This window comes from Streptosporangium oxazolinicum (assembly GCF_039537505.1).
Classification (GTDB): Bacteria; Actinomycetota; Actinomycetes; order Streptosporangiales; family Streptosporangiaceae; genus Streptosporangium; species Streptosporangium oxazolinicum.
Genome location: NZ_BAABAQ010000006.1, coordinates 39,132 through 61,654, shown reverse-complemented (window position 1 = coordinate 61,654; position 22,523 = coordinate 39,132). Strand labels below are relative to the sequence as shown.

The window sequence follows — 22,523 nt, the reverse complement described above, 5'->3', positions numbered from 1 at the left end:
GGGCTTACCTTTCGCTGGTTTCTCTAAGGATGTCGATCGCCTGGGAAAGGTGGCCGATAAGGCCGCTCGTGTCCAGGATCGCAGTACGCATAGACCTGTGTTGCCCGGTCTCCTGTGGGCGGGCGTTCGTCAGTCGAGAACGGACGCCCCGCAGGAAGCGCCAGCCGTACGGTTCAGGCACTTCAGGATCCATGCCCTGCTCTACCTGTCGGTTAATGTGCTCGCAGTACGCCCAAATGGCTTGGGTAGCTAGCTCAATGGTGACAAGCTCGTCTTCGGCTAGCGCACGCCGGGGAGCGGTAGGGCAGTAAACGACTCCAGACCAAGAGGCATATCCGATCGATATCCCCTTAATCCCAAAGGGGACCATTTCCGCTGGCTCGTATCCTTCGGCCAGCAAGGAGCGCTCAACTAGTTCCGCGTGTGCCAGCGATGCTTCTGTAGCCTCTGAGGCTCTTTCCAAGAGCACTCGTGGCGCACACATGATACGGATCGCTGCGTCCATCTCATGCCCTGGCCATGACGGCTGGTGAAGCCAATAAGTGCTCAGCACGTAGGATGCCTCGACTAACGCCCCAGTCAAGCCAGAAAGATGACTTGAGGCCCATTCCAACTCTCGGGCATACGTCTTCCTGCGCCATACGGCCAAGCGTGCGATGTTGGGAAGCTCAAGTTCCTCAACGACGTGGAAGATCGCAACGCCGAATGGCCATACGTAGAGGCGACGTTCCCCCTCAGCGTGCGCTACGTCTGCCACATGGCATTCAAGACCGCATTGGGGAGGATGCTTGGCAACCACTCCCCTCGTGATAAGCGCGTCAACCTGTTCAGCGCCGATGTAAGCCGCAACGAACTTATGAGAACGAACCCCAAACGCTTCGCCGTTAGCAGAGGAAGCCGGTTCGATTTCCCCGAAAAGGTCTTGAACCGTCGCTTCGTAGACAAGGCAGTACAGCTCGACATAGAGCGGATCCCTATAAGCAGCGCGGCCCGTTTCATGCCGGTATAGGGCTTTTTCGATCGTCCCAAGCTCCGGGACGCTTAACCCTCGATCCCTGCCCGCCCGTTCAAGCTCCCGCGCCGCCCGGTTGCGGCTCCATCCGAGCGCCTGACGTTTGGCGACTAGGACGTTGTTCGGGGCGAACTGCTTACTGCCGGCACGTACGCTCTCTCCGGACATGGGGGATGCCCCTTCGCGTCTATTCGCGTCGTCTACTGCTTGCCGAACGTCACCGCAACTCTTGAGGCGTGAAAGAAACCGCCAGATCAGCCGGAATCCCTCGGCTCCCGCCGAGTCTCTGCGGAAGCCATGACAGGGAGTCGTTCCAGGAGGGTTGTTACAGCCTTCTCCGCTGCGGACAGAGTTTCCCGAGTCTGCCGCAGTTGTCCACGCACTTCTTCCAACTCGCTTCTCAGGTCTTCTGGCAGCGCGTCCTGCTCTGACCGAACAACGGTGCCGCTGCCCGGCCGGATCGTCACCAGACCTTCGGCTTGAAGCAGTCGAACCGCCGCTTGAGCGGTGTTGACCACGACTCCATGCCTCTCGGCGAGCTGCCGGTAGGAGGGCAGTCGAGCACCGGGGGCCAACCGCCCCTCTGCAATGTCAGTGCGCAGAACCGCAGCGAGCTTCTTGCTCGCATGACGGTCCGCATCCTCGCGAGGACTCTGCTTCTCCACGGATCAAGCGTACTTAACCGTCTTACGACAGAGAGCTTGACGAGCCAGTCGCTCCTAACTACTGTCTTGAGACAGGTGAACCGTCTCAATACGATCGTCTAGTCAAATATCCGCATTACTGCTTCAGCCTGCACAGATGGAAGACCTGGGAAGGCGGCGTCAAGCCGTGCTCCGACGGGCTGTGCATACGCACTTCAAGGGGCCCCGGATAGAGGGGGCCGAGGTTCCCGGCACCTTGGCAGCCGGAGGGCAGGGCTCTGCCTACAACGGGAGCAACCCATACCTCCCGCAAAGAGCCCACCGATCTACCGCCCCGATGGTCGCAGGCAGGGTTCGACTCCCTGCCGGGGCACTCCGACCGCACCCGCCGACCCCTCATCCACCAGTTCAGAGAGGTACTCCCACGATGCCCCGTCACTCTGCCGTTCCCTCCGGTGTGTCGCCTGTGGAAGCCGGGGCGCCACCATCGTTGGACATCGACGTCCGCCCCTTGGCCTACGTGCTGACACACATGCACCCCGACCTCAACGCACCGATCCTGCCCGGCGAGAGCTGGGACGACATGAGGGCACGTCGCGCTGCAGCTGCCGACATCCTTGATGACCTCCTAAGGGAGGCCGCCGACGCCGGCGCGACGCCGGCGGAGGTGACCTGGTGACCGCCGCCGCGACTCCCAAGGGGTTCCGCGCCCGATACATGACCGTGGGCGGTCTGTCCGTGACGATCGCCGAGCGCGCCGGCCGCTACGACTCCTACGGCCCAGACCAGACCGTCGCTACCTGTGCCGGATGCGGCGCGGAAGAAACCGTCTGGTGGGGCAGGGAGCACTGGGGCGCTCCCACCCGCATCTTGATCGAGGACGGGGAGCACGCGCTGGGGATAGCGCGAGCGTGGGCGCAAACTCACGCCGAGGGGTGCCGGGTGACGCACGCTGACCTGGCACAGGGGTACCTGGCCTACCACCCTGCTGACGCGTGGCACCCAGACCGCCAGCAGGCGCAAGCGGTAGACGCACAGCTGTCCACTGCGCACGCGCTGGTGGCCATCCGAGAGGAACTGGCGCAGACGCGCCAAGCTCACCAGGTCCAGGCCACCGCGCTAACCGCCGAGTTGGCCGCGATCCGCGCGGAGATGGCGGGCCTGACCGCTGCACTCTCGGCCGCCGCCCCGATCGGCGAGGCGGTAACCGGCAGTCTGGCTGCCATCGCCACCGGCCTGGACGTCCTGGCCAAGGGCCGGGGTGACATCGCCAGCGTGGGCTTGGCCGTGGAGGGGCTGGTCACCGAGATGGCCAGTTTGAGGTCGGAGCGCCCTCGTCGCCCCTGGTGGGACCGCCGCCCCGCCGCTCCAGTCGCCATCTCCGGGGCGGAGGTGGCTCAGTAACCGCACCAGCACTACCGCCGTCATGGTCTTCGACCTCGGCCGGAACCTCCAACCTTCAGAAAGGACTCGTCATGGACGCGCCCGCCATTGCGTTCGGCATTCTGTGCCTGGCGCTGGGAATCCTGCTCCACAAGAAACGTGCCAAGCTCGGCAAGCTCAACGGCCCGGTGCTCAATCGGGTGATCTCCATCCTGATGTTCCTGGGCGGGACCGGCCTGGCCGGGACGTTCATCGGTGAGTGGCTGAGCGGCCTGAACTTCTCTATCGGAGAGGTGGGGCTTCCCCCATGAACGTGGACACCGGTTTCAGGCGGCAGACTTCAGGCTATCTGTCGTCTTCTCGTAGTCGATCGGGCTGAGCTGGCCGAGCCGGGAGTGCCGCCGGATCGTGTTGTAGCGGGTGATCCAGCCGAACACGGCCAGGCGGGCGGTGCGGGCGTCGGGCCAGTGGTGTGCGCCCTGCAGTGTCTCGCGTTTCAGACTCGCGTTGAAGGACTCGGCCGCCGCGTTGTCGGCGCTGGTGCCGACCGCGCCGCGTGAGCGGGTGACGCCGAGCCGGCGGCAGGCCCGCGCGAACTCCCGCGAGCAATACTGCGCCCCGTTGTCGGTGTGAAACACCGCGCCGTCCAGAGGGCCGCCTCGGGTGTGCGCCGCGGCCTGCAGCGCGTCGACGACGAGCTCGGTGCGCATGTGATCGGCGATCGACCAGCCCACCAGCCGACGCGAATATAGATCCACGACCGTGGCCAGGTAGAGGAACCGGCCGCCGCTGACGGGCAGATAGGTGATATCGCCGACGTAGCGGGTGTTCGGCTGCTCGGCGGTGAAGTCACGCCGGATCAGGTCCGCCACCGGTGCCGCGTCCGGTTCCGAGACGGTGGTGCGGACCTTCTTGCGTAGATGCAGCCCGGCGATGCCGTGCTCGCGCATCACCCGTTCCACCCGCTTGTGGTTGACCACGATCCCGGCCGCGCGCAGCTCGGCCGTCATCCGAGGCGAGCCGTAGGTGCCCTCATGCTCGGCATGGATCCGCCGCATCCGCCCGGCCAGCTGCTCGTCGTCCTGGCGGCGGGCCAGCCGCGCCGCAACACCCTTCAACCATCGGTAGAAGCCTGAGCGTGACACCTGCAGCACCCGGCACAACCGCTTCACCCCGTAGAGCGCTTTGTGATCTTCAACAAACTGGAAGCGGTTCACCAGTTTGTCTCGTTCGCGAAAAGCTTGGCCGCCTTGCGCAGAATGTCGCGCTCTTGCTCCAGCTCCCGGATTCGCGCCTTGAGCTGCTTGTTCTCCTTTTCCAGCACGTCGTCTGAGGCTACGGGCCCGGCCGAGGTGTCCTTGCCAGTGCTGACCCCGCCAGCCGCTCGCCGCCCGCCCTCACCCCGAGCCTGCGCGGCTCGTACCCACACCCGCAGCGTCTCGCGGCTGACTCCCAGATCCCGCGCGATCGACGTGATCGTCCGGTCCGGTCTCGACAGCACCAGCGCCACCGCATCGGCCTTGAACTCGGGCGGGTAGTTCTTCATCACCATCAGGGACATCTCTTCCCCTGGACCTCAAGATCCAGTCTCCAAGGTGTCCACGTTCAAGGGGAAAGGCCCCCTTCGAGCAGGGCGTAGCGCAAGAGGGGACGCCGTGCTGACTCACGACGTGGTGGTGTGGAGCATCCGCAACCGCAAGGGGCGCACCAAGCCATACCAGCTTCGATGGAAGGTCGGCACAGAGCCGAAATCCAAAGCGTTCCTGACCAAGGCACTCGCCGACAACTTCCGTGCCGACCTGCTCAAGGCCGCGAAAAAGGGTGAGCTGTTCGACACCGAGACCGGCCTGCCCTCCTCCATGCTGGCTCCGGAAGTCGAAAAACCACCTATGAGCTGGTACGACTTCGCCGCCAAGTACACCGCCATACGATGGCCCGGTGCTGCGGCGAAGACTCGCGAGAGCATCGTGGACAGCTTGACCGTGGCCACGTTCGCGATGCTCGATGGCGATGCGCTCGACCTGCCCCGTAAAGAGATCCGCGCAGCCATGCAATGGGCGCTGATTCCCCGCGAGGAGAGCGAGGCAGCACCCGTCGAGTTGGTATCGACCATGCGGATTCTCCGGAAGTCCACGCTCCCCCTCGCTGACATGGCCGACCCCATTGTTGCGCGCCGCGTGAGCGAGGCTCTCGGCCTCACCCTGGAGCGGCGAACTGCCGCCACCGACACCACGGCCCGCCGTCGCCGGGGGTTGAACACGGCGCTAGAGTACGGCATCGACCTTGGCGAACTCAAGGAGAATCCGCTCAAGCGGATCAAGCAGAAGAAGATCGCCAAGGACGATGCCGTAGACAGGCGCGCGGTCGTCAACCCGGAACAGGCGCGGGAACTGCTCGCCGCTGTGTCCTATATCGGGAGTTGGCACCGTGCCCGAGGGCGCCGACTGGTGGCCTTCTACGCCACGCTCTACTTCGCGGGTGTCCGGCCCGCCGAGGCCGTAGGGCTACGGCAAGACGACTGCGACCTACCCGAGGAAGGCTGGGGCCTTCTCACCCTGGCCAAGACCCGTCCCAGCAGTGGAAAGCAGTGGACGGACACGGGCACGGTTCACGATCTGCGTGGCCTGAAGCAACGTGACACGAGGGCGGTCCGGGAGGTTCCTATCCCGCCTGCATTGGTCGACATGCTCCGAGCCCACCTGGAGGAGTTCGGAACCGCTCCCGACGGCTGACTGTTCTGCAACGAGCGCGGCGGCGTGCTGGGGGCTTCCACCTACGCGCGGGTGTGGAGGGAGGCCCGCAGCTTCGCTCTCACCCCTCAGCAGGTGGCCTCCCCTCTGGCCAGGAGGCCCTACGACCTACGACATGCGGCTCTGTCTACTTGGCTCAACGCAGGAGTGGACGCCACCGAGGTGGCCGCTCGCGCAGGCAACAGCGTGGAAGTCCTCCTCAAGCGCTACGCCAAATGCCTGGATGGCCGCCAAGATCAGAACAACCGCCGCATAGAGGCCGTGCTGACCCCGTGAGATCTGGTCCACAGCTGGTCCACAACCAGTGAGCGCCAATGAGAACGGGCGGGACTCCGTGAGACTGGAGTCCCGCCCGTTTCGACGTTCTACCTACAGGTCAGCGCATATCTGGGCTGGCCTGGCTTGTGTGCCCCCTGCAAGATTCGAACTTGCGCTCCCGGCTCCGGAGGCCGGTGCTCTATCCCCTGAGCTAAGGGGGCCAACGCGTGATTACATTACCAGCATCCTGAGGGGGACCGACACTCGGTTAGGGAAGCGAGTGATCTCCAAGACAGGTCGAGGGCGACGGGAAAGCCGAGAGCAAGGGGGCTATCGGGACGGGCAGGCGCTGACGGGACGACGCGGGGAGACGCCGCGCGAAACAGGGCGCCGCCCGTGACGAAGTGACTCCGAGACGGAGCGAGTCAGCGTGGGACCGGATCGGACGGGGGGTCAGGCCAGGGCGGGACGAGTCAGGCAGGGCCGAACGGGGCCCGATGGGGCGAGTCAGCGCGGAGTGGGGCGGATGGCGCCTCGGTAGCGGGAGAGGTAGTAGGGCGAGGCGGCGAAGTCGATCGTCCTGACGACGTCGCCGGTCTTGGGAGCGTGGACCATGACGCCGTCCTTGACGTAGATGCCCACGTGGGTGGGATCTCCGGTGCCTCCGCCGAAGAAGACCAGGTCTCCCGGACGGAGCTGGGAGAAGGGCACCCGGCGGCCCTGCCTGAACTGGGTGCCGGTGTAGTGGGTGAGCCTGGCCCCGGCCTTGGCCCAGGCGTGCAGGGTGAGCCCCGAGCAGTCGAAGCCCCCACCGGTCGGGCCCGCGCTCGAACCGCCGCCCCACACGTACGGCTTGCCGACCTGGCGGAGTGCCGTGGTGGCCGCGATCTGCCCCCGCAGAGACAGAGACATGATGCGCTCGCGAGAGGACATCGCCCTTCCGCTCGAAGGCGCCGCCCGCCCACCGGAGAGGGCCTTCCCTCGGGAGGACACCGCCCGAGGGGACGCTGCCCGGGGGGACACCGCCCCTCGACTGGAAGACGCTTTCCTTCCCTCGGAAGGGCTCTGCGATCTCTTGGCGCGCGCCTGTGAGGACTCCAGCCCCGAGAAGGCTCGGGGGCCTCTCGGCTCCACCGAATCCGCTGGCTCTGCTGGCTCCGCTAGAGAGGAGGAGCCCATCGCCCACCCACCTAGGGCGCCCAAGGGCTCCACCGGCGCTCCCGCCTCCGGGGCGAGAGGGGTGAAGGGGGTGAACGCCCGCCCCCCTCCCACTCCGGAGGGCCCCGGTGGCCGTTCGCCGGCGAGGGCGGGGAAGAAGCCACGGGAGGACGTCGATCGACTGTCGCCCGCGCCCGGGGAGAGCGAGGACCGGGGCTCGCAGACCGCTGCGAGAACGGCGCGGATCTCCACCGGCAGCCGACTCCTCTCCGGTAACCAGTTCCTTTCCGGCAACGAGTGTGATGTGCCGCCCGGTGGGGCGGGTGGGGCGGCCTGGAAGAGGGAGAGGAGGCGACCCCAGGTGTCGCAGGCTTCCGGGGAGAGGCGGGGCGCGGGGAACGGGGAGCTTCCCGCGAGGGCCGCCGAGAGGATGGTGACGGAGACGAGTGTCGTGATCACGCACGCCCTCCTTGGGCTCGATAAAGGATCGAGGCCCCAGGATCGACGGGGAGAGGTGATCGCTAATGAGCCGAACGGGATTCTGTGAATAACTCCGGTGAACGACACCACCCTGTGGATAACTGCGAATATCCACGTCCAGCTGAGGAACCGGCCCGCATGGACACGAGCACGGGCCGGGCCGCCTTTTGGAAGGTGTTGCTCGCCGGGGAAGAATGGTCAGTGCGCCTCGCGGCCCCGGCCCTCGCGGCCAATGCCCGCGACTTCCGCGCTCTCCGTCTCTCCGGCGACCGTTCCCTGCCTCCCCGGTGACCGTTCCCCGCCTCTCCGGTGACGTGGTCATGGAGCCTCGGTGTTCCGGACGAAAGAGGGGAAACGTGTCACCCGTGGACAGCTGTGCGTACACATCCTCGGAAAGCCGCGCGTGGGTGAGGGAGAGGAGTTAGCCTCACGCCCGTGGGAGAGGTTCTGGGCAAGGTGTTGGTAGTGGACGATGACGACGTCATCCGACAGCTCATCGCGGTCAATCTGACCCTGGAGGGATTCCAGGTGGATACGGCCTCTGACGGACAGGACTGCCTGGATCGGGTGCTGGACGTGATGCCGGACGTCATCACGCTGGACGTCATGATGCCCAGGCTGGACGGCTGGATGACCGCCACCAGGTTGCGGAACGACGCGGGGACCGGCCACATCAAAGTGGTCCTGATCACCGCGCGGGCGCAGGAGGACGACAAGCGGCGGGGCCTCGGCATCGGGGTCGACGCCTACCTCACGAAACCCTTCGACCCGGCCGAGCTGATCCAGGTCGTCCGGGAGCTGGCCCTGACGGCGCGCGGCGGCAAGACCGGCTCTTGATCCCACCCGGTGGACAGGGCCGGTTCCGGGCACGGGCGGAGGCCAAGACCACTTCGGCCGTACGCGACGACGAGCCCATGACTGCCGAGGCGGGGGCCATGCCCACGGCGGCCAGGGCAGGGGCTCACAGCAGCCGGACGAGCCCCGGCTTCATCCGGCGGCCGGGACGGGTTCCGGGCACGGGCGAGGAGCAGGGCAGGACGGCTCCGGCCGTACACCGCCCCGAGCAATGGCCGGGCGACATCGGCCGGTTCCGCTGCCGCGAGGTGGCGGGCCTCGGTGTGTTCCAGCCGCGAACCCCCCGAGGGAGCCGCGGGGTCGTCAGAGCAGGCCGTCCCGGTGGGCCACCGCGGCAGCCTGGGTGCGGGAGGAGACGCCCAGTTTGCCCAGGATGTTGGAGACGTGCACGCTCACCGTCTTCCGCGCGATGAACAGCCGCTCACCGATCTCACGGTTGGGCAGCCCCTCGGCCACCAGGGCAAGCACCTCCCGCTCGCGGGCGGTGAGGGCGGAGGTGGGAGCGGAGGTGGGGGCGTCCGACGGCTCGGGGGTGAAGCGCGCCCTGCGGCCCAGCTCCGCCAGGGCCGCCGCGAGCGGCTGGGCGCCCAGTGACTCGGCGGTCTCGACGGCGCGCCTCCACTCCTTCAGGGCGTCGGCACGGTCGCCCTGGGCGAGCAGCGCCTCGGCCAGCCGCCACCGCGAGCGCGCGACCTCGTAGACGAATCCGAAGTCGAAGGCCTCGACCACCGCTCGCCATGCCGCGACGTCGAGGCGGCCGTGCGCGCGGTGCCACTCGGCCTCGGCCCTGGCGAGCCAGGCCAGCCCCTCGGGACCGAGCGGGCCGCGCCGGACGGAACCGGGGCCGACGGCGGCGGGCACCCTCGCCCGTTCCAGGAACGCGTCGGCCTCGTCGGCGCGTCCCAGATCCGTCAGCGCCCACAGGGCGGTGCTGCTGATCCGGATCACCGCGGGGTCGTTGGGAGGTATGGCGTCGAGTCCCGCGCGGGCGTGTTCGAGCGCGGTCTCGGGGTCGCCGCGCCACAGGGCGTGCTCGGCGGCCAGGCTGCGGCTCATGGCGATGATCGTGATATCACCGGACCAGAAGGACTTCAGCCAGGACAGGCGGTCCTCGACGACAGGCAGGCCCCTGGCCACCTCGACGAAGAGCGCGAAGGACGACAGGAGCGCCTCCGGCGGGGTCCCGACGCGAACGGCGAACCCGGAGGCGACCTTCGCCGCCAGGTCCCACTCCCCCGCGACGTAGTGGATCATGAGGCGCAGGAAACGCAGGTCGGTGCCGTAGGTGCTCCAGTTGAGGCCGCTCTCGTGCGCCAGCCGCAGCCCCCGGTCGGTGGTGGTCGCCGCCTCGGCGAGGTCGCCGCTCTCGTACTGGACCCGGGCGTAGGTGAACATGGCCCGCAGGTCGATGGCGAGGTTGCCCGAGCTCTCGGCGCTCGCGCAGGCGAGCAGCTCCTTGGCGTGGGAGATGTCGTCGGCGAGCGCGGCGAGGGCGGCGAGGGTGATCAGCGCGCTCGTCTCCGCGTCGGCGGCGCCGCTCGCGCGGGCCGTCTCCAGGGCACGCCTGGCCAGGGCCTCGACCTCGTCGTGCCGTTCGGTCCAGTAGAGCGAACGGGCGTAGGTGGCGAGCGCGCGGGCGAGCACGGGCCCCTCCGGCGCCGCCTCGACGGCCGTGTACGCGGCGGCGATCGCGCCCTCGACGTCTTCGGTGTCGATGAGGTAGTAGGACAGCCGCTCGTTGATCTCGGCGGAGGGTGGGAGGCGGCGGAGCTGGGAGATCGCCCGATGGTTGTCGCCGCTGTCGGCCGCGGCGGCGGCGCTGCGCCCGGCGAGGGCGACGTGGTCGATCCCGGCCAGCCGCTCGGCGTCGGGAACCCGGTCCCAGAGCCCGAGTGCCCGGTCGAAGTGGCGGTGCGCCTCGGCGGGAGCGCCGAGGCGCTCGGCCCTGCGCCCGGCCTCCACGGACGCGGCCAGCGCCCCGGGCAGGTCGTGACCCGCAAGGTAGTGGTGGGCGAGCTCGGCCGCCGCCCCTCCTCTCGCGGTCAGCAGGCGGGCGAACTCGGCGTGCGTCCTGGTCCGCTCGCCGGGCAGCAGGTCGTTGTAGACGACCTCCTGGAGGAGCGCGTGCCGGAAGGCGTAGCCGTACTCCCCGTCGGGGCGGAGCAGGCCGCGCGAGACGATCTCCCGCATGGCCTCCTCGAAGGCGAGGTCGTCGAGGCCGGAGGCCTGCTGGAGCAGGTCGTGGTCGGCCCGGCGGCCCGCGACGGCCGCGCCGCCGAGCACCCGCTGCGCGGGGTCGGAGAGCAGCTCCGCCCGGGAGAGCAGCAGGCTGGCCAGGCCGTCGGGCATCGAGGAGCCCTCGGAGGCGGCGTCCAGCAACTCCTGGGCGTAGAACGGATTGCCCTCGGCCCGGTCGACGACCTTCCGCATCACACCGGCGTCGGTGCCGCCGAGTGCGGCCAGGTAGTCGGTCATCTCGTGGCGGTCGAGAGGATTCAGCTCCACCGGAGTCACCGAGGGAAGTCGCTTGAGCTCGGCGAGGACCGGGCGCAGCGGGTGGCGGCGGTGGAGGTCGTCGGTGCGGTAGGTGCCGACGAGGCAGACGCGCTCGGTCTGCAGCATCCGGCTGAGGAAGACCAGCAGGTCGCGGGTGGACTGGTCGGCCCAGTGCAGGTCCTCAAGAACCAGGAGCACGGGTTGCACGGCCAGGAAGCCGAGCATCGAGCCGAAGAGCTGCTGCTGTGTCAGGCCCGACGTGCTCTCCCTGCCCGGGTCGGTGCCGCCGGGCAGCAACCGGCCGAGGACCGGCCGCGCGTCGAGCGCCGCGCGCAGCTCCCCGCGCGCCGAACGCAGGGCGTCGGCGAGCGGGAGATAGGGAAGGGCGTCGCCGAGCTCCGCGCACTGGCCGACGAGGACGGCGAACCCCGCGGCTTCGGCCCGCCCGGCCAGCTCGGTGATCAAACGGGTCTTGCCGATGCCCGCGTCGCCTCCCACGAGGGCCACCCCGGCCTGTCCCTCGGCCGCGGTGTCGAGCACGGCGGTCAGGCGATCGAGCTCTGCCGATCGCCCGATCAGAACGCTTTGCGTGCTCTGCCACCCCACGTCGGCGAGTATCGCACGGGGCGCCGAAGGGGGCGATTGGTACCCCGACAGGGAACGAGCGGGGACGGATTGGTACGCCAAAGGACCCGCGCATTGGCCCTGACGGCGAGGACAGGAACGCCCCTAGGGTCAGGGCATGATCTCGCCCTCCACATTGCTGATCTTCTCGGTCGCCTCGCTGGCACTGGTCCTGGTACCGGGCCCGAACCACATCTACATCATCACCCGCGCCGTCTCCCAGGGCCGCGCCGCCGGTGTGGCGAGCGCGATCGGCATCGAGGTGGGCACGCTGGTGCACATCGCGGCGGCGGCGGCCGGTCTCTCGTACGTGATCGCGCGGTCGGCGACCCTGTTCAATGTGATCAAGTGGGCCGGGGTGGCCTACCTGGTCTATCTGGGCATCCGGGCGCTGACGAGCAGGCAGGAGCTCGCGAGCCGGGAGCCCGCACCGCAGCCGCTTCGGACGATCTTCCTTGAAGGGGTGGTCGTCAACGTGCTCAACCCCAAGGTGATTCTCTTCTTCCTGGCGTTCCTGCCCCAGTTCGTGGAGCCCGAGGCGGGCGCGGTGCCGCTGCAGATCGCCGTCCTGGGCGGGACCCTGCTGCTCCTGGGCCTGCTCTCCGATCTGATCTACGCCATGGCGGCGGGCGCCGTCGGCGGGCGGCTGAGGAGCAGGGCACCTTTGATCGGCCACTTCAGCGGGGTCGTCTACCTGGGTCTCGGCGTCGCGACCGCGCTCTCCGATCGTTCGACCTGAAAACCACACCGCGCCCTGCGGTCGCTCGACCTGGAACCGCCCCGGCCCCACCCGAGCGAACGGCCGCGCCGTGAGCACCGCCCCGGACGACACCTCCGCGGACCCGCGATCCCGGTGGTCAAGTAGAAAGCGCGCCCGGGATGCGGTCCAGGATCGGGTAGGGCATGAGCCCGTACGCGTAGAAGTCGACCGCGTCGGCGCCCGAGGCCCGCACGGCGCGGACCTTGGCGGCGAGGCGGTCGGCCGAGTCGGTGTCGGGGAGCCCCGGCCGCAGGACGACCCGCAGCTCCTTGTCCTTGCCCGTCGAGCGGCGGTAGGCGACCACGTCGTCGGCCACCCTGGCCGCGTCGCGGGCGTAGGCGAGCACGCCGAGCGAGGGCACCAGGTCACCGAGGGCGACCAGGTCGACGCCGAGCTGCCAGGAGTCGTGCGCGGCGAGCCCCGGTGAGGGCAGGCCGTCGGTGTAGCCCTTGACGGCTCCGGTGGCGTCGAGGAAGACGAGACGCGAGCCCTCGCCGGTGACGGCGGTGGAGACCTCGGAGACGAGCGAGGTCACCACCTCGGAGCGGGCCCGCGCGTAGGCGACCACCTCGGGCCCCGCGTACGCGGTCAGGGCTGCGCGGGTCACCTCGCCCTGGGCGGGAGGGTCGCCGTCGAGCACGGCGCCCACGATCCTGGAGCACTCCTCGCGCGCCACCTCGGCGTTGACGCCCAGGTCGGCGGCGCGGCGCATGCAGAAACCGCAGAAGCACAGGCCGAGCAGGAAGGCGTCCATCGGCCCGAGCGGGACGAAGCTGCGCTCGTGGTGGTAGCCGTGGCCGAAGGTGCCAAAGTGCAGCGCCTCGGCCACCACGCTGTCGACGCCCTGCCTGGCCACCGCCCGGCCCAGCGCGACCGCGTACAGGCGCACGTCGGGGTGGGAGGGGCACAGGTCGGCGGGCGAGCCCCGGTCACCGAAGCAGCTGCGTACGGTCACGTCCGGGTTGGCCAGGCCGAGCGTGGTGTTCTGCAGGAAGACGGTCCAGCCGTGCAGCGCGAGGCCGCGCTCGGCGGTGGCCCGGCGGAGGGCGGCGAGCGGCTCGTCCTCGGCACCCTCCTGGACGGGCGGGACCAGCCGCAGCCCGCCGAACAGGTCGGCGGGCGGCGTGAAGTGCGCGCCGTCGCTGCGGAGCGTCACCCGGGAGCGGCCGTGCGGGGTGACGTCGCGGGCACGGTGGTAGGCGGCGGCCACGGTCACGCCCGTCACGCCGTATCCGGTGATCCGGTCGAGGACCGCCTCCAGGCCCTCCCCGCGTACGTCCTCGACGTAGACGTATAGCGAGCTGTCCAAGCCGCCGCCCTCCCACGAAGTCGGTCAGACTCTAACGCGGCTTGTAGGCCACGAAGTCGATCTCGACGAGGATGTCCATCAGGTCCGAGCCAACGGTCGTGCGGACCGGGTACGGGCGGGTGAAGTACGACTTGTATACCTCGTTGTAGGCGGCGAAGTCACGCTTGAGGTGCTCCAGGTGCACGGTCGACTTCACCACGTCGTCGAAGCCGAGCCCGTGCGCCGCGAGGATCGCGCCAAGATTGCGCATCACCTGGTGGGTCTGCTCGGCCACGTCGGTCCCGACGACCTCACCGGTCTCGGGGCTCAGCGGCCCCATGCCCGAGGTGTAGACGAAGTCGCCGACCACGAGGCCCTGCGAGTACGCCCCGACGGGGGCCGCGCCCTCGTCGGTCCTCAGCTCCTGCTTGCCGCTCATCTCAAGACTCCTCTTCAGCAATGGGGAATTCAGAAAAAGGTGTTTATCAGATCGACGACGACGTACTCCTCGTCGACCACCGGGATGGCCCGCCACTTGTCGAAGGCGGTGCACGGGTGGGAGATGCCGAACGACACCAGGTCCCCCGGCCCCACCGGCGAGCCCGGCGCCAATCTCAGGACCGCGTGCTGGTCCTGGACCTTGAGCACCGTCGCGTCCGCGACGGCTCCGCGCGGGATCGGCAGCCCCTCGTCGAAGGGGGCGTCGCGCTTGCCGAACCCGACCACGGCCAGACCGGGCTCGGGAACGCTCAGCACGTGCGCCCAGATCTCCAGCGCGGCGCGCAGCTCCCCGTCCATCCGGGTGTACGGGGTGCGCTCGCGGTAGTAGCCGTCGTCGTGGGAGACGTAGGCGCCGCTGCGCAGCATGACCGTGGCCTGGCAGGCGGCGAGCTCACGGCCGATCACGTCGAACCACTGACTGCCGCCCACCGACAGGATCGGGCCGCGCACCCGCAGGTGCTCCAGCGCCTCCAGCAGCCGGTGCAGGTAGGCCCGCACCTCCCGCGCCGAGCCCAGCGACCCCTCGTACCCGGCGACGCCCGCCAGTTCCACGCCCTCGGCCGCCTCCGCCGCCGAGGCGACCTCCAGCAGCTGAGCGAGCGTACGGCTGCCGCCGCGCCCGCCCTCGTGGCCGAGTTCGGCCAGCACGCGGAACGGCCTGGCTCCGGCGTGCCGGGAGAGCGCCTCGACCCCGGCCGTCGAGTCGACGAAGCAGAGGAACTCGAACGCGGGGTCGTCGGCCAGCTGGCCCGCCAGGGCGGTCAGCCCGGCCGGGTCGAAGACCTGGTTGGCGAGGACGATCCGGGAGACGCCGAACTCGCGCAGGGTGAGCGCCTGGCTGGGGGTGGCGACCGTCAGCCCCCACGCGCCCGCGTCGAGCTGCGCCCGCACCAGCTCGGGCGACATGGTGGTCTTGGCGTGCGGGGCGAAGGTGAGCCCGTACTGCCGGGTGAAGGCCGCGAGGGTCGCGATGTTGTGCTCCAGCGCGCTCCGGTGGGCCACCATCACGGGGAAGGTGAACGCCCCGCCGAACAGCGAGGCCCCCAGCGCCGCCTCGGGATCCACGATGCCCTTCACGTCCCCGTCCCCCTCTGGTCGCCTCGGCGGATGTGACGGCTCGTCGGCCGCCGGATCCGGGCGTGGGAGATCGCGTCCCCCTTGGCCGCCCTGAGGACCCTATCCTCACGGCGCCCTCCGCAGGGCCGCGCCCTCGGGGCTTCTTGAGGGGCCAGAGCCTCCGGGGGCTCAGGGGCGTAGTGCCCTGCCAGGAATGGCGCCGGTGAGCGCCCCTTCGGCGAGAACCGGGACCCCGGAGACGAGGACGTCGCCGATCCCGGTGGCCGGGGTGCGCGGGGCGGCGTACGTGGCCCGGTCGGCGATCGCTGTGGCGTCGAGGACGACCAGGTCGGCGACCTGCCCGGGGCGGACGAGACCCCGCCCGTCGAGGCCGAAGCGGCGGGCCGGGTGCGAGGAGAGGTGGACGACGGCCTGCTCCAGGGTCCAGTCACCGGTCTCGCGGACGTGGTGGCCGAGCATCCTGGCGAACGCCCCGTAGCCCCGGGGGTGGGGGTGTCCGCCCACGTAGATGCCGTCGGAGCCGCCGGTGTGGGCCGGGTGGCGCAGGATCGCGCGGACCGACGCCTCGCCCTCGGGGCCCTCGTCGGGGCGGGCCGACACGCATCCGGCCTCCAGCCGGGTGTCGATGAGGATCCTGCGGCAGAACTCCCCCGGCTCCAGCCCGGCCTCGGCGGCGGCCTCGGGCAGCGTCATCCCCTCTGCCCACTCGGCGCCGGGCACGTGGGAGAAGGTGATCCTCGGCCAGAGCGTCTCGTCCCACTCGATCGGCTCGGACTCCAGGAGCTCCAGCGCGCGGTCGGTGTCGGCGGCCGGGACCCACCGGGGCAGCGCGACCATCGCCAGGATCGTGCTGCCCCGCAGGTAGGGGTAGGTGTCGAAGGTGACGTCCAGCCCCATGAGCCGGGCCTCGTCGATCAGCGGCAGGAGCGTGGCGGCCGGACCGTGGTAGTGCGAGACGTGCACGGCGACGCCCGAGCGCCGGGCGATGTCCGTCACCTCGGCCATCCCCTCGGGGGCCGCCGCACCGTACCCACGCATGTGCGTCACGTACGGCAGGCGGCCCAGCGGCGCGCAGAGCGCGGCGATCTCGGCGGCGTCGGCGTAGCGGCCCGGGGCGTACTCCAGGCCGGTGGAGAGACCGGCGGCGCCCTCCGACAGGCCGCGCTCGACGCGGGCCAGCATCGCGGCCAGTTCGTCGGCGGTGGCGGCCCGCTCGGCGGCGCCCATCACGTCGTGGCGGATCGTGCCGTGCGGCAGCAGGTACGCGGTGTTCAGCGCGGTCGCCCGGTCGTAGCCCGCGAGCAGCTCCCCGACGCCGATCGGCCCGTCGGCCGAGGGGTGGACACCGTTGACGGCCGCGAAGTAGCGGGTGGCGTAGGCGAAGGTCTCCAGGGTGGTGGAGGGGGCGAAGGAGAGCCCGTCCTGGCCGAGGACGAACGTGGTCACACCCTGGCGGAGCGCGGCGAGCTGCACGTCCTTGTCGAGGACGAGGGCGTCGCCGTGTGCGTGGCAGTCAACGAGACCGGGCATGACGTGACGCCCGGCGGCCTCGACGACGGTCGTGGCGTCCGCGCCGTCCAGGCGGCCCACGGCGGTGATCCGGTCCCCGGTGACGCCGACGTCGGCCCGGCAGGCCGGGGCTCCGGTGCCGTCCAGCACCCAGCCATCCCTGATCAACACATCGAACGACATGCCGGGATTCAATCACCCGGAAGGTCTTCGTCGCATCCAGCGCTCACCTTCGTTCCCCCTGCCCATGTCCCGGATTTCCCAAGTGACGCGTGGGCCGCTCCCTCAACGGCACCCTGATCTCCAGCGGCTTACTCGGTGGCGGCGATGACCGGCTCCGGCGTGAGCAACTCGGGCTGACTCAAACCGAGTTGGCTGAGCGCAGCGGGTTGAAGCAGCCGGCGGTGGCGCGCTTCGAGGCGGGCGGGACGATGCCGACCATCCCGATGCTGGAGCGGCTCGCAGAAGCTCTGGAAATGCGGTTGAGCGTCCGGTTCCAGCCACTACGCGAGGCGAGTTGACCTCCTCGGTCACGCATCACTTCCTGGGACGCGGCGATTCACGGGCTTCACCGCGTCCCTGTTGCCGCTCTACCTGCCGGGATGTTCGGATCAGTCCTAGTACGGGGTCTCCAGCCGGGAAGGGGTCTGCGGACATGAGACGTCCTTGAGGACCGGGCGTTCCCGCAGCAGGTCCCTCGCCTCGCGGCGGACCAGGTTCCAGCCGTTCCACGGGTCGGGCCCGGCGAGTTCGTTGGCCGCGACCACGTCCCGCAGAACGCAGCTGCGGGCCGGTTCCGGCAGCCTGTCCAGGGCGGGCACGGCCTCCGCGCCGAGGTCTCCCAGGTAGTCGAGGTCGACCCGCTCCACGCCCCGTACGGCGAGCTGGGTCTCCGCGACTCGCAGGTCGGGGTTCCAGACCGCGAACGCCAGCAGGGAGGCGCTCGTCATCAGGACGAGGGTCCTGGGCAGCCAGCGCGCGTGCCCGCGTCCGGTGAGCCGGGCCGCGCCCGCGGCGAGGACCAGCGCGAAGACCCCGCCCAGCCACAGCACCGTCGCCGACACCGAGGCCCGCAGCCGGGAGAGCCCGTAGGCGTCGGCGTACAGGTCCAGCCAGTGCAGCGCGGAGAACAGGATCACCAGGGTCAGCACGCAGAGCAGGCCGAGCAGCCCGGCCATCAGCCAGCGGTCGCCCCCCTTGAGCTCCACGACCCCCGAGGCGACCGCCACGATGGCCAGGACGAACACGCTGACGACGACGAGCTGGAAGAACCCGGAGCGCGCGTACTCGGCGTAGGTCAGCCCGGTGGCGGACAGCACCCACCGGGTACCGCCGAACAGCACGGTCAGCTGCATTCCCACGAACGTGGCGAACAGCAGGTTGAGCGCCGTGAGCGGGGTCACCCACAGACCCCGGCCGACCGTGGCCTTCAGGTCGGGGGCCTTCGGCTCGGCCACGGGTCGCAGCCCGACCAGCACGGCGGAGGCGACCACGGCCGCGAAGACGACGAAGAGGAGGATCCGCAGCGGCAGCGACTCCGCCCACTCCTGCGCGCTGAACACCCGCTCGACGGCTTCGGCGAAGACCGCGTCCGCCGACGCGAACAGCGCCCCGAACACCGCGAGCAGCGCGACGGTGAGCCCGCCCCCCAGCAGCAGGGGCATCGCCCGGCGGCGGGACACGAGGCCCTTCAGCCTCGCGCCGAGGAACCACGGCACCGGCAGGAGGCCCAGGATCACCGACGCGCCACCCCTGAGCACCCCGAGCCAGCCGCGCCCGGCCCCCGACAGGGCGAGCGCGGCCGTCAGGAACCCGGCCAGCAGAAGTATCGCGACCAGCCAGTCCGCGTCCCTGAACATCACCATCGCGACCAGCCCGTAGGCGATCGCCCCCATCCCCGCCGACCACGGGTTGATCCTCCTGCGCGCCGCGGGGATCGCCGCGATCCCCATCGCCGCGGACACCAGCACGAGCCCCAGCCCGGCCCTGCTGTACGGCACCGCGACCGCGGCGAGCAGCCCGACCGCGGCCGACACCGGCAGCACCCACCGGGGCGTGTCCGGCAGCTCGGGCCGGGGGAAGATCGGCGGCGCCTCGTACCCGCCGGGAGCCCCGGGCCCTCTCCCCCCGCCCGGCCGGGAGACCGCCGAGGGGCTCGCCAATGAACCCGTGGCCTCTTCCCTGACAACTGCCTGCCGTGCCTCGCCTTCCCGCTGCGGAGCTTCCGGACCCGGTACGGTGACGCGCTGCGCGGCGGGCCCCCGCGCCGGAGGCCGGTGCGGGAGCGGTTCGACGGGGGCCAGGAAATCCTCGGCGGGCGTGGTGGCACCGATGACCGTGCCGACGAACGCGCCGATGGCGACGATGACGGCCCCGGTGAACACGGCCAGCAGGGGGTCGACGTTCGCGAGGACGATACCCACGATCACGGCGCACACCAGTCCGGCGATGCCGCCGAGGAGGACCCCGATGAACGCCCCCGACCAGTTCCGCATCACGACCGGCCTCTGACGCGCGCTCCCGTCCCTGACGAGAACGGGCCGCGGTGGGGACGGCTGCGAGGAAGGCCGTACGGGAGGAGAGGGCGTGACGGCGACATCGGGGACGGCGGGGACAGGGGCATCGGGGGCGGCGGCTCCGGGCTCCGGAGAGGCGGGCATCGGTCCGGACATCACGTCGCGCCCGGGTCCGCCCGGGTCCGTGACCGGATCCGTGGCCGGGTCGGAGGTGCCGGGCGCCTCGCCGGTCTCGCGAGGTCCGGACACCTGAACGGGTCCGGCGTCCTGGACGGCCCCAACCGGTTCGCCGGGAACGGCCCCCGAGCCGATCACCGGCCCACCCACCGAGCCGATCACAGGTCCGACTGCCGAACCAACCGCCGAACCGATCACCGGTCCGACTGCCGATCCGCCCACCGAGCCGACTGCCGGTTCGCTCACCGGACCGGCCACAGCACCGGTCACAGAGCTGTTCACAGAGCCGGTCACGGAAGCGGTCGCCGCGACCTCTCGCGACCCGGACACCTGCCCGGCCCCGACCATCTCACGAACCTCGGCCGCCCGGCCGGTCTCCGCCGGTTCGCCCCGCTCGACCGACTCGACGGCTCCGGACTCCTGACCAGTTCCGGATACCCGGCCGCTCTCCACTGGTTCGTCTGGTTCGTCGGATCCGGGACCCCCCACGGCCCCGGCTGCCTCGCGACCTCCGGACGGTGTACCGGCCGTAAGCGGGACGGAAGACGCGGAGACCGTAGAAGCCACGGGAACCTCGCCCGGAAGAATCTTCCCCGGGGCGACCGCGTCCGCTTCCGAAGGAAGGGAACCCTTGGCGGGGAGAGACGGGGGGCTCATCTCGATCCTTTCCGGAAGGTCGGCCACGACGTGGCAGCCGACACCGTCGTCAACGTGGATGGAGCCGCCGTGGAGCTCGACGATCTCCTTGGTGATGGCCAGTCCCAGCCCGGCGCCGCCGTCGTCGGCGGCCCGCCCCGCGTCCAGGCGCGAGAAGCGCTCGAACGCCCGCGCCCGGTCCTCGGCCGCGATCCCCGGCCCCTGGTCGCTCACCCGCAGCCGGACCCCCTCTCCCCTGGCCGTCGCCGCGAGCACCACCACCCCGCCGATGGGGCTGTGCCGTACCGCGTTGTCCAGCAGGTTGGCGAGGACCTGGGCGAGCAGGTCGGGATCGGCGCGCAGGCTCAACCCCTCCGGGACCTCACAGCGCGCCACCACCCCCTCCCTGGCCAGTACGGCCTCCCGCAGGGCCTGCTCGCACAGCTGGCGCAGCTCGACGTCCTCACGCTCGATCAGCCGGGCCCCGGACTCCAGTCGGGACAGGTCGAGCAGCTGCGCGACCAGTCGGCCCAGCCGCTCGGTCTGGGCGAGCGCGGTGCCGAGGGTGACGGGGTCGGGATCCGAGACCCCGTCGACCACGTTCTCCAGCACCGCACGGAGCGCGGTGATCGGCGTGCGGAGCTCGTGGCTGACGTTGGCCACCAGCTCACGCCGCTGCCGGTCCACCTCGCCCAGGTCGGCGGCCATCGCGTTGAAGGCGCGGGCGAGCTCGCCGACCTCGTCACGGGAGGACGCGGTCACCCGCAGGCCGTACCGGCCCTTGGCGATGGTCTGCGCGGCGGCGGCCATCTCTCGCAGCGGCTTGGTCATCCCCCGCGCGAGCAACTGCACCATGATCAGCGCGAACACCACGGCCACCGCGACGCGCACATTGCGCGAGTAACCGATGTTGATGCCGACCTCGTTGACGACGAACGCCGTCACCACGGCCAGCAGGATCACCATGCCGAGCTTTACCTTGATCCGGCCCAGGAAGTCGAGAGGTCTCAATGGTCGGCGCATTCCGGTGTTGGAGTGGAGGGGCACATGAGTGTCTGAGTGACGGAGAGGACGATCGGTTCTCGTCCGGACGTGAATGCCGCTTCGGGGGCGTACGCGGGCCCGCGTTCACGGCCCCGCCACCGCGTGCGTTCACGACCGTCGTGCCCGAGAGCGCGCACCGGCCGCCGGTTCATGGCTTGACGAGGGCGTAGCCGACGCCGTGGACGGTACGGACGACGCCGGGGCCGAGCTTGCGGCGCAGGGCGCGCACATGGCTGTCGACGGTGCGGGTGGCCGCGGCCTCGGAGAAGCCCCAGATGTCGGCGAGCAGCCGTTCCCGCTCGAAGACCTGGCCGGGGCGCTCGGCGAGACGGCAGAGCAGGTCGAACTCGGTCCTGGTCAGCTGGGCCTCGGCGCCCCGCACGTAGACGCGGCGCTCCGCGGTGTCGATCTCGACGTCGGCGAGGCGGATGACCGTGTCGGTCACGGCCAGCTGGGAGGCCCGTTCGACCCGGCGCAGCAGGGCGTGCACCCGGGCGACCAGCTCGCGCATGCTGAACGGCTTGGCCATGTAGTCGTCGGCCCCGACCCCCAGTCCCACCAGAAGGTCGGTCTCCTCGCCCAGCGCGGTGAGCATGAGCACCGGCACCGGCCTGGCCGCCTGCATCCGCCGGCACACCTCCAGCCCGTCGAGGCCGGGCAGCAGCCGGTCGAGCACCACCACGTCGGGTCCTGTTCTCGCGTAGGCGGCCAGCGCCGCCTGCCCGTCCCCGACGACCTGCACGTCAAAACCCTCGGCGGCCAGTCTGTGGCGTACGGCCCGCGCGATCGTCTCGTCGTCCTCGACCACGAGGACACGTCGTTGCTGAGGGATTGCCATGTCCGGCAGCGTAGACCTGAGCCGTGCAGAAGACCTGTGGCGAATTGTGAAGGTTCTGCGTACCCCAGTGATCGGTTGACCCACCGGCCGCGCGTGCGAGGCCCCCGTCGGGACCAGTGGCGTCCCAAGGAAACGAGCCCGTCAGCGACGGCCCGGGGACTGGTCTCGGGTGCTCTCGTGGCTCAACCCGCTGACGTACGTCGTGGAGGCCGAGCGTGCCCTGTTCGACGGTGAGATCGTCTCAGCGGCCACCGGCGGCGGCGTGATCGCGGCCGTGGTCGTGGTCGTGGCCGCGCTGGGTCCGCTCGTCGGCACCCGGGCCATGCGCCGCGCCTCACCCCACCGGACGCGACGCCCCGCGCCCCGGCATCCGCCGGGGCACCGGCGGCCGTTCACGACCGCTCCCGTCTGTTCGAGAAGCCGCTCCCGCGCGTCCAAGAAACCACTCCCGCGTTCGAGAAAGCACTCTCGCGCGTCCGGGAAACCACTCCCGTCTGTCGGAGAAAGCGCACGTCCG

19 protein-coding genes and 1 tRNA gene are annotated in these 22,523 nt (G+C 70.2%); 8 read left to right on the top strand and 12 right to left on the bottom strand.

What is annotated here, in order from left to right; genetic code table 11:
- Nucleotides 1–4 precede the first annotated feature (4 nt).
- Nucleotides 5–1,180, bottom strand: a complete 1,176-nt coding sequence (locus tag ABD817_RS17870) for a hypothetical protein (RefSeq protein WP_344919092.1) — start codon at nt 1,178–1,180, stop codon at nt 5–7.
- 86 nt (nt 1,181–1,266) lie between these two features.
- Nucleotides 1,267–1,677: a GntR family transcriptional regulator gene (locus ABD817_RS17865; protein ID WP_344919091.1), complete on the bottom strand. Its 411-nt coding sequence runs from the start codon at nt 1,675–1,677 to the stop codon at nt 1,267–1,269.
- Between the two features lie 469 nt (nt 1,678–2,146).
- Between ABD817_RS17865 and ABD817_RS17860 the strand changes: the two genes are divergently transcribed.
- From ABD817_RS17860 to ABD817_RS17850, 3 genes are all read left to right on the top strand, one after another.
- Nucleotides 2,147–2,335: a hypothetical protein gene (locus ABD817_RS17860; protein ID WP_344919090.1), complete on the top strand. Its 189-nt coding sequence runs from the start codon at nt 2,147–2,149 to the stop codon at nt 2,333–2,335.
- Nucleotides 2,332–3,060, top strand: coding sequence for a hypothetical protein (locus ABD817_RS17855; RefSeq protein ID WP_344919089.1), 729 nt, complete (start codon nt 2,332–2,334; stop codon nt 3,058–3,060). The genes ABD817_RS17860 and ABD817_RS17855 overlap by 4 nt, the downstream gene beginning before the upstream one ends.
- A gap of 71 nt (nt 3,061–3,131) precedes the next feature.
- Nucleotides 3,132–3,350, top strand: coding sequence for a hypothetical protein (locus tag ABD817_RS17850; RefSeq protein WP_344919088.1), 219 nt, complete (start codon nt 3,132–3,134; stop codon nt 3,348–3,350).
- A gap of 15 nt (nt 3,351–3,365) precedes the next feature.
- Here ABD817_RS17850 and ABD817_RS17845 read toward each other — a convergent pair.
- Nucleotides 3,366–4,591 (bottom strand): IS3 family transposase gene (locus tag ABD817_RS17845; protein WP_344919442.1). Its coding sequence is split into 2 segments (ribosomal slippage): nt 3,366–4,279 and nt 4,279–4,591, totalling 1,227 coding nucleotides; the frame shifts between segments, so codons are not numbered across the junction.
- A gap of 103 nt (nt 4,592–4,694) precedes the next feature.
- Here ABD817_RS17845 and ABD817_RS17840 point away from each other — a divergent pair.
- Together ABD817_RS17840 and ABD817_RS17835 are read left to right on the top strand one after the other, a co-directional pair.
- Complete coding sequence (locus ABD817_RS17840) at nt 4,695–5,771, top strand: tyrosine-type recombinase/integrase (protein ID WP_344919086.1); 1,077 nt, start codon at nt 4,695–4,697, stop codon at nt 5,769–5,771.
- A 165-nt stretch (nt 5,772–5,936) separates the two neighbouring features.
- Nucleotides 5,937–6,065 (top strand): hypothetical protein, encoded by a 129-nt coding sequence (locus ABD817_RS17835; RefSeq protein ID WP_344919085.1) that lies wholly within the window; start codon nt 5,937–5,939, stop codon nt 6,063–6,065.
- 131 nt (nt 6,066–6,196) lie between these two features.
- Here the strand turns inward: ABD817_RS17835 and ABD817_RS17830 are convergent.
- Together ABD817_RS17830 and ABD817_RS17825 are read right to left on the bottom strand one after the other, a co-directional pair.
- Nucleotides 6,197–6,268: transfer RNA gene (locus tag ABD817_RS17830), tRNA-Arg, on the bottom strand.
- A 286-nt stretch (nt 6,269–6,554) separates the two neighbouring features.
- Nucleotides 6,555–6,959: a C40 family peptidase gene (locus tag ABD817_RS17825; RefSeq protein WP_344919083.1), complete on the bottom strand. Its 405-nt coding sequence runs from the start codon at nt 6,957–6,959 to the stop codon at nt 6,555–6,557.
- Nucleotides 6,960–8,141: 1,182 nt separating this feature from the next.
- Here ABD817_RS17825 and ABD817_RS17820 point away from each other — a divergent pair.
- Nucleotides 8,142–8,522 carry a response regulator transcription factor gene (locus tag ABD817_RS17820; RefSeq protein ID WP_344919441.1) on the top strand — a complete coding sequence of 127 codons (381 nt, stop codon included), beginning with the start codon at nt 8,142–8,144 and terminating at the stop codon, nt 8,520–8,522.
- A gap of 321 nt (nt 8,523–8,843) precedes the next feature.
- On the opposite strand, the gene ABD817_RS17815 is transcribed toward ABD817_RS17820, so the two are convergent.
- Nucleotides 8,844–11,642, bottom strand: a complete 2,799-nt coding sequence (locus tag ABD817_RS17815) for a helix-turn-helix transcriptional regulator (RefSeq protein ID WP_344919082.1) — start codon at nt 11,640–11,642, stop codon at nt 8,844–8,846.
- 136 nt (nt 11,643–11,778) lie between these two features.
- On the opposite strand from ABD817_RS17815, the gene ABD817_RS17810 reads away from it, so the two are divergent.
- Nucleotides 11,779–12,399 (top strand): LysE family translocator, encoded by a 621-nt coding sequence (locus ABD817_RS17810; protein ID WP_344919081.1) that lies wholly within the window; start codon nt 11,779–11,781, stop codon nt 12,397–12,399.
- A 118-nt stretch (nt 12,400–12,517) separates the two neighbouring features.
- Here ABD817_RS17810 and ABD817_RS17805 read toward each other — a convergent pair whose 3' ends face one another.
- The 4 genes from ABD817_RS17805 to ABD817_RS17790 all read right to left on the bottom strand — a co-directional run bounded on the left by ABD817_RS17805 (nt 12,518) and on the right by ABD817_RS17790 (nt 16,978).
- Nucleotides 12,518–13,729: a hypothetical protein gene (locus tag ABD817_RS17805; protein WP_344919080.1), complete on the bottom strand. Its 1,212-nt coding sequence runs from the start codon at nt 13,727–13,729 to the stop codon at nt 12,518–12,520.
- Between the two features lie 31 nt (nt 13,730–13,760).
- Nucleotides 13,761–14,147 (bottom strand): Rid family detoxifying hydrolase, encoded by a 387-nt coding sequence (locus ABD817_RS17800; RefSeq protein ID WP_344919079.1) that lies wholly within the window; start codon nt 14,145–14,147, stop codon nt 13,761–13,763.
- 29 nt (nt 14,148–14,176) lie between these two features.
- Entirely contained in the window at nt 14,177–15,286 is a 1,110-nt protein-coding gene (locus ABD817_RS17795; protein WP_344919078.1) for an alanine racemase, read from the bottom strand.
- A gap of 168 nt (nt 15,287–15,454) precedes the next feature.
- On the bottom strand, nt 15,455–16,978 hold the full coding sequence (locus ABD817_RS17790; RefSeq protein WP_344919077.1) for an N-acyl-D-amino-acid deacylase family protein: 1,524 nt from the start codon (nt 16,976–16,978) through the stop codon (nt 15,455–15,457).
- An 89-nt stretch (nt 16,979–17,067) separates the two neighbouring features.
- Between ABD817_RS17790 and ABD817_RS17785 the strand changes: the two genes are divergently transcribed.
- Nucleotides 17,068–17,316: a helix-turn-helix domain-containing protein gene (locus ABD817_RS17785; protein WP_344919076.1), complete on the top strand. Its 249-nt coding sequence runs from the start codon at nt 17,068–17,070 to the stop codon at nt 17,314–17,316.
- A gap of 96 nt (nt 17,317–17,412) precedes the next feature.
- On the opposite strand, the gene ABD817_RS17780 is transcribed toward ABD817_RS17785, so the two are convergent.
- Nucleotides 17,413–21,135, bottom strand: a complete 3,723-nt coding sequence (locus tag ABD817_RS17780; RefSeq protein ID WP_344919075.1) for a DUF4153 domain-containing protein — start codon at nt 21,133–21,135, stop codon at nt 17,413–17,415.
- A 181-nt stretch (nt 21,136–21,316) separates the two neighbouring features.
- A complete protein-coding gene (locus tag ABD817_RS17775) occupies nt 21,317–22,006 on the bottom strand; it encodes a response regulator transcription factor (RefSeq protein ID WP_344919074.1) in 690 nt (229 codons plus the stop codon).
- Between the last annotated feature and the right edge of the window lie 517 nt (nt 22,007–22,523).

Bases quoted from the DNA above. Each gene is read 5' to 3' on its own strand.
- ABD817_RS17870 (WP_344919092.1), bottom strand. From the start codon at position 1,180: ATGTCCGGAGAGAGCGTACGTGCCGGCAGTAAGCAGTTCGCCCCGAAC.
- ABD817_RS17850 (WP_344919088.1), top strand. From the start codon at position 3,132: ATGGACGCGCCCGCCATTGCGTTCGGCATTCTGTGCCTGGCGCTGGGA.
- ABD817_RS17825 (WP_344919083.1), bottom strand. From the start codon at position 6,959: ATGTCTCTGTCTCTGCGGGGGCAGATCGCGGCCACCACGGCACTCCGC.
- ABD817_RS17810 (WP_344919081.1), top strand. From the start codon at position 11,779: ATGATCTCGCCCTCCACATTGCTGATCTTCTCGGTCGCCTCGCTGGCA.
- ABD817_RS17800 (WP_344919079.1), bottom strand. From the start codon at position 14,147: ATGAGCGGCAAGCAGGAGCTGAGGACCGACGAGGGCGCGGCCCCCGTC.
- ABD817_RS17790 (WP_344919077.1), bottom strand. From the start codon at position 16,978: ATGTCGTTCGATGTGTTGATCAGGGATGGCTGGGTGCTGGACGGCACC.
- ABD817_RS17775 (WP_344919074.1), bottom strand. From the start codon at position 22,006: ATGGCAATCCCTCAGCAACGACGTGTCCTCGTGGTCGAGGACGACGAG.